Raw genomic sequence first — 12,126 nt, forward strand, 5'->3', positions numbered from 1 at the left:
ATGGCTTACCACGTCAACTCCGAGGCCGGGCGGCTGCGCCGCGTCATCCTGCACCGGCCCGATCTCGAGCTCAAAAGGCTCACCCCCAGCAACAAGACCTCGCTGCTCTTCGACGACGTGCTGTGGGTGCGCAGGGCCCGCGCCGAGCACGACGGGTTCGCCGACGTGCTGCGCGACCGGGGCGTCACCGTGCATCTCTTCGGTGACCTGCTGGCCGAGGCCCTGGAGGTCCCGGAGGCCAGGGCCCTCGTCCTGGACCGGGTCTTCGACGAGAAGGAGTACGGCCCGCTGGCCACCGACCATCTGAGAGCCGCCTTCGAGAACCTGCCCGCGGCGGAGCTGGCCGAGCTCCTGGTCGGCGGCATGACCAAGCGCGAGTTCCTCGACGTGCACCCGGAGCCGACCTCCGTGCGCTTCCACGTCATGGAACTGGACGACTTCCTGCTGGACCCGCTGCCCAACCACCTCTTCACCCGCGACACCTCCGCGTGGATCTACGACGGCGTCTCCATCAACGCCATGCGCTGGCCCGCCCGGCAGCGCGAGACCGTGCACTTCGAGGCGATCTACCGGCACCATCCGCTGTTCCGCGACGAGGCCTTCCACCTCTGGTCCGAGGGGCAGGCCGACTACCCGTCCACCATCGAGGGCGGGGACGTCCTGGTCATCGGCAACGGGGCGGTGCTCATCGGCATGAGCGAGCGCACCACGCCCCAGGCCGTCGAGATGCTCGCGCACAAGCTGTTCGCCGCCGGTTCCGCCGAGACGATCGTGGCCCTCGACATGCCCAAGCGGCGTGCCTTCATGCACCTCGACACCGTGATGACGATGGTCGACGGCGACACCTTCACCCAGTACGCGGGGCTCGGCATGCTCCGCTCGTACACCATCGAACCGGGCGTCGGCGAGAAGGAACTCAAGGTCACCGACCATCCGCCGGAGCACATGCACCGCGCGATCGCCGCCGCGCTCGGCCTGAACGAGATCCGCGTGCTGACCGCGACCCAGGACGTGCACGCGGCCGAACGCGAGCAGTGGGACGACGGCTGCAACGTCCTGGCCGTCGAACCCGGCGTCGTGGTCGCCTACGAGCGGAACGCCACCACCAACACCCACCTGCGCAAACAGGGCATCGAAGTGATAGAGATCCCGGGCAGCGAACTCGGGCGGGGGAGGGGTGGGCCGCGATGCATGAGCTGCCCGGTCGAACGGGAGCCCGTATAGGCACCCCACGTCTACGTATAGGCATGCTGAGTTTCGTATAGTATTCCAGGAGTCCTGTTTTCCGTCCCCGTACCGCCGTATCCCTGGAGCGCCCCATGGCGACAGTCCCGACCGCCCTCGCCGGCCGCCACTTCCTCAAGGAGCTGGACTTCACCGAGGAGGAGTTCCGTGGTCTGGTCGAGCTGGCCGCCGAGCTGAAGGCCGCCAAGAAGGCAGGGACCGAGACGCAGTACCTGCGGGGCCGGAACATCGCGCTGATCTTCGAGAAGACCTCCACCCGCACCCGCTGCGCCTTCGAGGTGGCGGCCGCCGACCAGGGCGCCTCGACGACGTACCTCGACCCCTCCGGCTCGCAGATCGGCCACAAGGAGTCGGTGCGGGACACCGCGCGGGTGCTGGGCCGGATGTACGACGGGATCGAGTACCGGGGCGACAGCCAGGAGAAGGTGGAGGAGCTGGCGGCGCACGCCGGTGTGCCCGTCTACAACGGGCTCACCGACGACTGGCACCCCACCCAGATGCTCGCCGACGTGCTCACCATGACCGAGCACTGCGCCAAGCCGCCGGCCGGGATGACCTTGGCCTACCTCGGTGACGCCCGCTTCAACATGGGCAACTCCTACCTGGTCACCGGCGCCCTGCTCGGCATGGACGTACGTCTCGTCGCCCCGAAGGACTACTGGCCGGCCGAGGAGGTCGTCGACCGGGCCCGTGCTCTCGCGGAAACCAGCGGCGCCCGCATCACCCTCACCGAGACCCTGGACGAGGGCGTCCGGGGCGCCGACTTCGTCGCCACCGACGTCTGGGTCTCCATGGGTGAGCCGAAGGAGGTCTGGGCCGAGCGCATCGCCGCCCTGGCCCCGTACGCCGTGACCATGGACGTCCTGCGCGCCACAGGCAACCCGGACGTGAAGTTCCTGCACTGCCTGCCCGCCTTCCACGACCTCGGCACCAAGGTCGGCCGGGAGATCCACGCCGCCCACGGCCTGGAGTACCTGGAGGTGTCGGACGAGGTCTTCGAGTCGGCGCACTCCGTCGTCTTCGACGAGGCCGAGAACCGTCTGCACACGATCAAGGCGGTGCTGGTCGCGACCCTCGGCTGAACCGGGTCAGGCCGACGGCCGCCGCTGAGCAGGCACCACGGGCAGCCGGAACCACACGGCCTTGCCGGACTCGGTCGGCCGGTGCCCGCACGACGAGCTCAGGGTGCGGATCAGCAGCAGGCCGCGCCCGTGCTCCTGCCAGGGGTCGGGCATCCCGCCGGACGGACAGGTCAGCTCGCCGGGCGGCTGCGGGTCGGTGTCGTGCACCTCGACCTGGCAGCCCGACGGCATCAGCTCCACCACCAGCTCTATCGGCGTCTCGCCGGAGGTGTGCTCCACGGCGTTCGCCACCAGCTCCGCCGTGAGCAGCTCCGCCGTGTCGCGGTCCGCCCCGTGCTCCAGCTCGGTCAGCGCCGTACGGACCAGGGCACGGGCCACGGGCACGGCCGCGGCGGTGTGCGGCAGCGCGATGCGCCAGGAGGCGGGGGCTGAGGGGAGTTCGTACAAGGCGGGTCCGTTCATGGAGCAGGACATCCTGCTTTCAACCTTATGAATGGTACGGCGCCACTCTTCCGTGGCGTCCGAGGGGCACTGCCGGGGGCCTGCGGCCCCCTTGCCGCACGGCTTACCCAGGTGAACGCCGTGCCGCGCACAGCTGCTCCCGCCGTTACGCCGGTGTGGACGATCTGTGACGGATGTGACCGGCCCGGTTCACACCCGGCTCCCCGTGAAGTCCTACCCGGACGGCCTATTGCGCACTCATGACGACAGTCACGAATGAGTGATAACTTCGTGGGGTAGAGCTCAGTGAGGCAGTGCCCGCCCGAGGAGGCCGCACGTCATGAGTCCCTTCACCGGCTCCGCCGCCCGCACCCCGAGCTGGGAGCACCTGCGCGTCGACGTGGCCGACGGCGTCGCCACCGTCACCCTGGCCCGCCCCGAGAAGCTCAACGCGCTCACCTTCGGCGCCTACGCCGACCTGCGCGACCTGCTCGCGGAGCTGTCCCGGGAGCGGTCCGTACGGGCCCTGGTGCTGGCCGGCGAGGGCCGCGGCTTCTGCTCCGGCGGCGACGTCGACGAGATCATCGGCGCCACCCTCGGCATGGACACCGCCCAGCTCCTCGACTTCAACCGGATGACCGGCCAGGTCGTGCGCGCCATCCGGGAGTGCCCCTTCCCCGTGATCGCGGCGGTGCAGGGCGTGGCGGCCGGTGCCGGAGCGGTCCTCGCCCTGGCCGCCGACTTCCGCGTCGCCGACCCCACGGCCCGCTTCGCCTTCCTCTTCACCCGGGTCGGCCTCTCCGGCGGCGACATGGGCGCGGCCTACCTCCTGCCCAGGGTCGTGGGCCTCGGCCACGCCACCCGCCTCCTGATGCTGGGCGACCCGGTCCGAGCCCCCGAGGCCGAGCGCATCGGCCTGATCAGCGAACTGACGGAGGAGGGCCGGGCCGACGAGACAGCACAACAACTGGCCCACCGCCTGGCACAGGGCCCGGCCCTGGCGTACGCCCAGACGAAGGCTTTGCTGACGTCGGAACTGGACATGCCCCTGGCAGCCTCGGTGGAACTCGACGCCTCGACCCAGGCCCTCCTGATGACAGGCGAGGACTACGCAGAGTTCCACGCGGCGTTCACGGAAAAGCGCCCCCCGAAATGGAGCGGACGGTGAGTGCACGTCCCTCAGGGGCGCGGGGAACTGCGCGACAAGCCACAACGCACCCGCAGCCGCCCAGCAACAAGAGCCACCCCCTACGCGTGGCGATCATCGGTGGCGGCCCCGGCGGCCTCTACGCCGCCGCCCTCCTCAAACGCCTCGACCCCACCCGCGACATCACCGTCTGGGAACGAAACGCCCCCGACGACACCTTCGGCTTCGGAGTCGTCCTCTCCGACGAAACCCTCGGCGGCATAGAACACGCGGACCCCCAGGTCTACGAGGCCCTCCAGAGGGACTTCATCCGCTGGGACGACATCGACATCGTCCACCGAGGCGTACGGCACACCTCGGGCGGCCACGGATTCGCCGCACTCGGCAGAAAACGCCTCCTGGAGATCCTCCACACCCGCTGCCGCGAACTCGGCGTCGACCTCCGCTTCCACACCGAGGCCCCGCACGACCTCCCGCGAACCCACGACCTGGTCATCGCCGCGGACGGCATCCACAGCAGCACCCGCGAGGCCCACGCGGACGTCTTCCGCCCCCACGTCACCACCCACCGCTGCCGCTACATCTGGCTCGCCGCCGACTTCCCCTTCGACTCCTTCCGCTTCGAGATCGCCGAAACCGAACACGGCGTGATGCAGCTCCACGGCTACCCTTACTCGCCGGACGCCTCCACCGTGATCATCGAGATGCGCGAAGAGGTCTGGCACGCGGCCGGTTTCGACGAGCTCGGCGAAGCCGAGTCGGTCGAACGCTGCGCCAAGATCTTCGCGGAAGCCCTCCGCGGCCGCCCCCTGAAGTCCAACAACTCGGCGTGGACGACCTTCCGCACGGTCGTCAACGACCGCTGGTCGCACGGCAACGTCGTCCTCCTCGGCGACGCCGCCCACACCGCCCACTTCTCCATCGGCTCCGGCACCAAGCTCGCCGTCGAGGACGCCCTGGCCCTGGCCGCCTGCCTGGAGGAACAGGACTCACTGGAGGAGGCCCTGTCCGCGTACGAGGCGGAGCGGCGGCCCGTCGTCGCCTCGACGCAGCGCGCCGCCCGGGCCAGCCTGGAGTGGTTCGAGAACCTCGCCCTGTACCTGGACCAGCCGCCCCGCCAGTTCGCCTTCAACCTGCTCACCCGCAGCCGCCGCGTCACCCACGACAACCTGCGGCTGCGCGACGCCCGCTTCACCGAGGCGGTGGAGCGCGACTTCGGAGGCCCGCCCGGCACGCCCCCGATGTTCACCCCGTTCCGGCTGCGCGGCCTGACCCTGCGCAACCGGGTCGTCGTCTCGCCCATGGACATGTACTCGGCGGCCGACGGCGTCCCCGGCGACTTCCACCTCGTCCATCTGGGCGCGCGGGCGATGGGCGGGGCCGGGCTGGTGATGACCGAGATGGTGTGCGTCAGCGAGGAGGGCCGGATCACGCCCGGCTGCGCCGGCCTCTACACCGGCCGGCAGGCCGAGGCCTGGAAGCGGATCACGAACTTCGTGCACGACCGGGCGCCCGGCACCGCGATCGGCGTGCAGCTCGGCCACAGCGGCCGCAAGGGCTCCACGAAGCTGATGTGGGAGGGCATGGACGAGCCACTTCCGGAGGGCAACTGGCCGCTCGTGGCCGCGTCCGCGCTGCCGTACAAGCCGTTCAGCCAGACCCCGCGCGAGCTGTCCCGCGCGCAACTCACCGACATCCGGGAGCAGTTCGCGGCCGCCGCCTGCCGCGCCGCCCGGGCCGGATTCGACCTGCTCGAACTGCACTGCGCCCACGGCTATCTGCTCTCCGGCTTCCTCTCCCCGCTGACCAACCGCCGCACCGACGCCTACGGCGGCTCGCTGGAGAAGCGTCTCCGTTTCCCGCTGGAGGTGTTCGACGCGGTACGGAACGTCTGGCCGGGGGAGCGGCCCATGACCGTACGGATCTCCGCCACCGACTGGGCCGAGGGCGGGACCACGGCCGAGGACGCCGTCGAGATCGCCCGGGCTTTCGCCGCGCACGGCGCCGACGCGATCGACGTGTCGACGGGGCAGGTCGTGGCGGACGAGCGGCCCGAGTTCGGGCGGTCGTACCAGACTCCGTTCGCGGACCGGATCCGCAACGCCACCGGCATCCCGGTGATCGCGGTCGGCGCGATCTCCTCCTGGGACGACGTCAACTCCCTGATCCTGGGGGGCCGTACGGACCTGTGCGCCCTGGCCCGCCCCCACCTCTACGACCCGCACTGGACGCTGCACGCGGCGGCCGAACAGGGCTACACGGGACCTGGCGCCGTCTGGCCGGCCCCGTACCGCGCGGGCAGCCGCCGCCCGCAGACGGGCCGTACGGACGCGCCCAAGCCGCGCCTCACTCTGGGGAGCTGAGCAGCCCCACGAACTCGGCGCCCGCGTCCCGCAGCCGCTCGTGCAGTCCCTGGAACACCGCCGCCGAGCGGGTGCCCGGCCAGTCTTCCGGGAGGAGTTCGGACGGCAGGCCGGGGTCGGTGTAGGGGAGGTGGCGCCAGGAGTCCAGGGCGAGGAGGTAGTCGCGGTAGGCCTCCTCCGGCGGGGTGTCCTCGCGTTTCTCCCAGGCGTGCAGCACGCGCGCGTGGCGGTCGAGGAACGCCTCGTGCTCCTTGGCGATGGCGGCCAGGTCCCACCAGCGGGCGACGGCCTCCGCGGTCGGGGCGAAGCCGAGGTGGTCACCGCGGAAGAAGTCGACGTACGCGTCGAGCCGCAGCCGCTGGAGGGTGTGCCGGGTCTCCTCGTACAGCCGCGCGGGCGCGATCCACACGCCGGGTGCGGCCGTGCCGAAACCGAGACCGGCCAGCCGGGAGCGCAGCACGTGCCGCTTCTGCCGCTCCGACTCCGGCACGGAGAACACGGCGAGCACCCACCCCTCGTCCTCGGGAGGGGCCGTGGCGTAGATGCGCCGGTCGCCGTCGTCGAGCAACTGGCGGGCGTCCGGGGACAGTTCGTACCCGGCCGCGCCCTGGTCGGTGCGGGCGGGCACGAGCAGTCCGCGTCTCTTGAGCCGCGACACCGAGGAGCGTACGGACGGGGCGTCGACCCCGACCGCCGCGAGCAGCCGGATCAGTTCGGCGACGGGCACGGGACCCGTCGCGAAGCGGCCGTACGCGCCGTAGAGCGTGACGATGAGAGACCGTGGTGCATGCTGGTCGGACACGTTGATCATCTTAGGTCGTACGGCTCACTCCCGGTCGCTTTCGGTGCCGCCGTCCGGGAGCTCTCCCGTGCGCAGCCTGAACCGCTGGAGCTTGCCGGTGGCCGTGCGCGGCAGCGCGTCCAGGAAGACGATCTCGCGCGGGCACTTGTACGGCGCCAGCTCGCTCTTCACGAAGGCGCGCAGCGCTCCGGCGTCCCGTTCCGCGCCCTCCTTGAGGACGGCGAAGGCCACCACGACCTGCCCGCGGGCCTCGTCGGGCCGTCCCACGACCGCGGCCTCCACCACATCGGGGTGCCGCAGCAGCGCGTCCTCGACCTCGGGCCCGGCGATGTTGTACCCGGCCGAGATGATCATGTCGTCGGCGCGGGCGACATACCGGAAGTAGCCGTCGGTCTCGCGGACGTAGGTGTCGCCGGTGATGTTCCAGCCGCCGCGTACGTACTCCCGCTGCCGCGGGTCGGCGAGGTAGCGGCAGCCGACCGGTCCGCGCACCGCGAGCAGCCCCGGCTCCCCGTCGGGCACCGGCTCGCCGTGCTCGTCCTGCACGCGCGCGTGCCAGCCCGGCACGGGCACGCCCGTCGCGCCGGGCCGGATCCGCTCGTCGGCCGCGGAGATGAAGATGTGCAGCAGCTCGGTCGCGCCGATGCCGTTGATGACGCGCAGGCCGGTGCGGTCGTGCCAGGCCTGCCAGGTGGCCGCCGGCAGGTTCTCGCCTGCCGAGACGCAGCGGCGCAGGGACGAGACGTCGTGCCCGTCGAGCTCGTTGAGCATCGCGCGGTACGCCGTAGGGGCCGTGAACAGCACGGACACCCGGTGGCGGGCGATGGCCGGCAGCAGTTGCCTGGGACCGGCCTGCTCCAGCAGGAGTGCGCTCGCCCCGGCCCGCAGCGGGAAGACCACCAGCCCGCCGAGCCCGAAGGTGAAGCCGAGCGGGGGACTGCCCGTGAACACGTCGTCCGCGTCGGGCTTCAGGACGTGCCGGGAGAAGGTGTCGGCGATGGCCAGGACGTCCCGGTGGAAGTGCATGCAGCCCTTGGGGCGGCCGGTGGTGCCGGAGGTGAAGGCGATCAGCGCGACGTCGTCGGCCGCCGTGTCGACGGCCTCGTACGGTGTGCCGGGCGCCGGGCGGTTGAGGAGGTCGTCCGGGGCGTCACCGCCGTAGGTCGTGATCCGCAGGTGGGGGATCTCGGCCTTGGCGAGGTCGTCGACGGCCCGGATGTCGCACAGCGCGTGCCGGACGCGGGCGATCTCGCACATCGTGCTCAGCTCGTGCGGGCGCTGCTGGGCGAGCACGGTGACCGCGACGGCCCCCGCCTTCAGCACGGCCAGCCAGCAGGCCGCGAGCCACGGTGTGGTGGGGCCGCGCAGCAGCACCCGGTTGCCGGGGACGACGCCGAGTTCGCCGGTGAGCAGGTGCGCGATGCGGTCGACGCGGGCGCGCAGGTCGGCGTACGTCCACGGCTCTCCGGCCGGTGTGAGGAACGCCGGGCGGTCGCCGGGCGGGCCGTGGAGCAGTTCGGCGGCGCAGTTGAGCCGTTCGGGGTAGCGCAGCTCCGCCAGGTCGAAACGGAGTTCGGGCCATTGGTCCGGGGGTGGCAGATGGTCACGGGCGAAGGTGTCGACGTGGGCCGTACCCCGTGGATTCATACGATTCGCCCCCTTGGCGTGGTGGGCTCGCCTCTGGAGCGTATCGTGTTGGTGACGACAGTCAACGGTCCGCGATAACCTCGGAGTGGTCCGGCCGGGAGGCAGGGGTGGCGGAGAAGGGACCGGCGATGACCGCATTCTCGCTCGAACCGGCACAACTCGCCTGGTGCGCCGAGCTGCGTGCCGTCGCCGCGGAGCGGCTGCACCCGCTGGCCGACAAGGGCGAACCGGGCCGGGTGAACCGTGCCCTGCTCGCCGAACTCGGCAGCCTCGGCCTGCTCGGCCGGCTCTTCACCTCCGGCGCGCTCGACCTGTGCCTGATGCGCGAGTCCCTGGCCTACGCCTGCACGGAAGCCGAAACGGCCCTGGCCCTCCAGGGCCTGGGCGCCCACCCGGTCCACGCCCACGGCACGGAGAGCCAACGCGCCCGCTGGCTCCCCCGGGTGGCCGACGGCAGCGCGGTGGCGGCGTTCGCGCTGAGTGAGCCGGGGGCGGGGTCGGACGCGGCGGCGCTGGGGTTGCGGGCGGAGCGGGACGGCTCACCGGGGGTGGCGTCCGGCGGTGGCTCGTCGGGCCCGGCGGCACCCGACGGCAGTGCCCGGGGGGCTCGGGCCCCTGCCGGTGGCTCTCCGGGATCCGGGCGCGCGGTCTACGCACCGGCTCCGGTCGAACTCGCCGCCGACCCCGACGGCTCCGCCCGCTGGCGTCTCACCGGTGAGAAGTGCTGGATCTCCAACGCCCCCGAGGCCGATTTCTACACCGTCTTCGCCCGGACCACCCCGGGGGCGGGGGCGCGCGGCGTCACGGCTTTCCTCGTGCCGGCCGACCGGCCGGGGCTGACCGGTGCCGGGCTCGACATGCTGTCCCCGCACCCCATCGGCGCGCTCGACTTCGACGCCGTACCGGTGACGGCCGACGACGTGCTCGGGGAGGTCGACCGGGGGTTCCGGGTCGCCATGGGCACGCTCAACCTGTTCCGCCCCAGTGTCGGCGCCTTCGCGGTCGGTATGGCCCGGGCGGCGCTCGACGCGACCCTCGCGCACACCGCCGGGCGGGACGCCTTCGGCGGCAAGCTGAGGGACCTTCAGGCCGTCTCCCACCAGGTCGCCGAGATGGCCCTGCGCACGGAGGCGGCCCGCCTGATGGTCTACGCGGCGGCGACGGCGTACGACGAGGGCGCCCCGGACGTGCCCCGGCGCGCCGCCATGGCGAAACTGCTCGCCACCGAGACCGCGCAGTACGTCGTCGACACGGCCGTCCAGCTGCACGGCGCCCGCGCGCTGCAACGCGGTCACCTGCTCGAACACCTCTACCGGGAGGTGCGCGCCCCGCGCATCTACGAAGGGGCCAGCGAGGTCCAGCGCGGCATCATCGCCAAGGAGTTGTACGCAGCCCACGAGGAGGCCCGGTGACCACCGAACGCGTCAACCCGCCCGGCCTCGCCCCGCCGGCCGGCTTCTCGCACGCCGTCGTGGCCTCCGGGTCGAGGGTGGTGTTCCTGGCGGGGCAGACCGCTCTCGACGGCGACGGCAAGGTGGCCGGGGCGACCCTGCCGGAACAGTTCGAGAGGGCCCTCACCAATCTGCTGGCCGCCCTCACGGCGGCCGGCGGCACGCCCTCCGACCTGGCCCGCGTCACCGTCTACGCCACGGACGTCGCCGCGTACCGTGCCCACGCCCCCGAACTGGGCCGCCTCTGGCGGAAACTGGCGGGCCGCGACTACCCGGCCATGGCGGTCGTCGAGGTCGTCCGGCTGTGGGACGAGGAGGCGTTGGTGGAACTGGACGGCTTCGCGGTGCTGCCATAGGAAGGCGGCGGACTCGCCACCGAAGGAGTGAGGGTCACCGGTGTCGGGCCGGAGGCCCGGTACGAGTGGGAGCCTCCATTCCACTCCTTTCGGGAGGTTCCCCCATGCGTCTACGTCCCCTTCTCGGCGCGGCGGCCGGTGCCGCGCTGCTCCTGCTCACCGGCACCGCCGCCGCGCCCGCCACCGCGGCACCCACCCCGCACGAGGCCGTGACGGTCGACAAGGTGGGCAAGATCGCCGCCGACGGCACCGTCACCCTCTCCGGCACCTACCGCTGCCAGAGCACCAGCGGCCCGGTCTTCGTCAGCTCTTCCGTGAGCCAGGGCGACTCCACCAGCAGCTACGGCATCGGCGGCACCCGGGCCGTGTGCGACGGCGCGAAGCACCGCTGGGTGAACAAGGGCCGCCCCATGCCCGTCACCCTCGTGCCCGGCGCGGCCCACGTCGAGGCCACCCTGATGGAGCTGCGCGCCTTCGGCGTCCTGCTCCTGCCCCACTTCCACGCGGTGCAGGAGCAGGCCGTCACCCTGGCCAAGGGCTGAGCACCACGGTGAGCGGACCGGTGAGCGGCCCGGGTTCGCGGGGCGCTCACCGGGCCGGTGACGTGCGCTGCCGCCGGCAAGGCGTCTCACGGCGTCAAGAGCCAAGCAGCGTAAAGCAGTTGTTCATCCGGGAGCACCAAGGGTAGGTAAGGCTCCATGACTGCTCTTGGTGCTGTTTTCCGGCCTCAGCTGCCCCCTGAGAAGCTGCGTGACATAGCCCGCACCGCCGAGGCGGCGGGACTGGAGGAGCTGTGGTTCTGGGAGGACTGCTTCCTGGAGGGCGGGGTCGCCACCGCGTCCGCCGCGCTCGCCTGGACCGAACGGCTGCGGGTCGGCATCGGACTCATGCCCGTGCCCTTGCGGAACGTCGCCCTCACCGCGATGGAGGCCGCCACCCTCGACCGGCTCTTCCCGGGGCGCTTCACGCTGACCGTCGGGCACGGCGTACAGGACTGGATGGGGCAGGTCGGAGCGCGGGCCGAGTCGCCGGTCACGCTGCTGCGCGAGTACCTCGACGCGCTCCGGGCGCTGCTGCGCGGCGAGCGGGTCACCACTGACGGGCGGTACGTGAAACTGGACGACGTCGGCCTCGACTGGCCCCCGCCCACCGCTCCCGAGGTGCTCGCCGGCGTCACCGGCCCCCGCTCGCTGCGCCTGTCCGGCGAGGCCGCCGACGGCACGCTGCTCAGTGAGGCCATCCCGCCGGACGGCGTGCGAGAGGCCCGCCGGCTCATCGACGAGGGCCGCGCGGCGGCCGGTCGCACCGGCCCTCACCGGGTGGTCGTCTATCTCCTCACCGCCACCGGACCGGACGCCGCCGCCCGTCTCCAGGCCGAGCGCACCGCCTCCGGCACCGACAAGATCCCCGGCCTGGGAGTCGCCGGCGACGCCGCTGCGGTGGCCGAGGCCGTTCAGCGCCTGGTCGCCGCCGGTGCCGACACCGTCGTCCTCGAACCCACCGGCGACGAGCCGGACCCCGAGGGCTTCGTCCGCTTCGTGGCCGAGGACGTCCGTCCCCTCGTCCCGTAACCGAGCGAGGGGCGGCAGCCG

At 72.1% G+C, this 12,126-nt stretch carries 11 protein-coding genes; 8 read left to right on the plus strand and 3 right to left on the minus strand.

The annotated features are described in order from the left end of the window. Both CP976_RS32685 and argF read left to right on the plus strand, forming a co-directional pair. The gene (locus CP976_RS32685) at positions 1-1,224 is read left to right on the plus strand and encodes an arginine deiminase (protein ID WP_150483526.1); all 1,224 of its coding nucleotides are present in this window, start codon (positions 1-3) and stop codon (positions 1,222-1,224) included. Positions 1,225-1,319: 95 nt separating this feature from the next. After that, the gene (argF, locus tag CP976_RS32690; protein ID WP_150483527.1) at positions 1,320-2,327 is read left to right on the plus strand and encodes an ornithine carbamoyltransferase; all 1,008 of its coding nucleotides are present in this window, start codon (positions 1,320-1,322) and stop codon (positions 2,325-2,327) included. A 6-nt stretch (positions 2,328-2,333) separates the two neighbouring features. On the opposite strand, the gene CP976_RS32695 is transcribed toward argF, so the two are convergent. Then, positions 2,334-2,801, minus strand: a complete 468-nt coding sequence (locus CP976_RS32695; protein ID WP_150483528.1) for an ATP-binding protein — start codon at positions 2,799-2,801, stop codon at positions 2,334-2,336. A gap of 307 nt (positions 2,802-3,108) precedes the next feature. On the opposite strand from CP976_RS32695, the gene CP976_RS32700 reads away from it, so the two are divergent. Together CP976_RS32700 and CP976_RS32705 are read left to right on the plus strand one after the other, a co-directional pair. Beyond that, complete coding sequence (locus tag CP976_RS32700; protein ID WP_150483529.1) at positions 3,109-3,936, plus strand: enoyl-CoA hydratase family protein; 828 nt, start codon at positions 3,109-3,111, stop codon at positions 3,934-3,936. Continuing rightward, positions 3,921-6,278, plus strand: coding sequence for a bifunctional salicylyl-CoA 5-hydroxylase/oxidoreductase (locus CP976_RS32705; protein WP_229875318.1), 2,358 nt, complete (start codon positions 3,921-3,923; stop codon positions 6,276-6,278). Before CP976_RS32700 ends, CP976_RS32705 begins: the two co-directional genes overlap by 16 nt. Here the strand turns inward: CP976_RS32705 and CP976_RS32710 are convergent. Then, complete coding sequence (locus tag CP976_RS32710) at positions 6,262-7,089, minus strand: PaaX family transcriptional regulator (RefSeq protein ID WP_150483531.1); 828 nt, start codon at positions 7,087-7,089, stop codon at positions 6,262-6,264. The two genes, CP976_RS32705 and CP976_RS32710, sit on opposite strands and share 17 nt — an antisense overlap. 15 nt (positions 7,090-7,104) lie before the next feature. Further along, positions 7,105-8,727, minus strand: coding sequence for an AMP-binding protein (locus tag CP976_RS32715; RefSeq protein ID WP_150483532.1), 1,623 nt, complete (start codon positions 8,725-8,727; stop codon positions 7,105-7,107). A gap of 128 nt (positions 8,728-8,855) precedes the next feature. Here CP976_RS32715 and CP976_RS32720 point away from each other — a divergent pair, with 128 nt between their 5' ends. The 4 genes from CP976_RS32720 (at position 8,856) to CP976_RS32735 (ending at position 12,105) form a co-directional block, all read left to right on the plus strand. Continuing rightward, positions 8,856-10,139 carry an acyl-CoA dehydrogenase family protein gene (locus CP976_RS32720; RefSeq protein ID WP_150483533.1) on the plus strand — a complete coding sequence of 428 codons (1,284 nt, stop codon included), beginning with the start codon at positions 8,856-8,858 and terminating at the stop codon, positions 10,137-10,139. Further along, positions 10,136-10,534: a RidA family protein gene (locus CP976_RS32725; protein ID WP_086843371.1), complete on the plus strand. Its 399-nt coding sequence runs from the start codon at positions 10,136-10,138 to the stop codon at positions 10,532-10,534. The genes CP976_RS32720 and CP976_RS32725 overlap by 4 nt, the downstream gene beginning before the upstream one ends. Positions 10,535-10,638: 104 nt before the next feature. Next, positions 10,639-11,076 carry a DUF6299 family protein gene (locus CP976_RS32730; RefSeq protein WP_150483534.1) on the plus strand — a complete coding sequence of 146 codons (438 nt, stop codon included), beginning with the start codon at positions 10,639-10,641 and terminating at the stop codon, positions 11,074-11,076. Positions 11,077-11,232: 156 nt separating this feature from the next. Next, positions 11,233-12,105: an LLM class flavin-dependent oxidoreductase gene (locus CP976_RS32735; protein WP_150483535.1), complete on the plus strand. Its 873-nt coding sequence runs from the start codon at positions 11,233-11,235 to the stop codon at positions 12,103-12,105. The last annotated feature ends 21 nt before the right edge of the window (positions 12,106-12,126 follow it).

The sequence above is a fragment of the Streptomyces coeruleorubidus genome, assembly GCF_008705135.1.
GTDB lineage: Bacteria > Actinomycetota > Actinomycetes > Streptomycetales > Streptomycetaceae > Streptomyces > Streptomyces coeruleofuscus.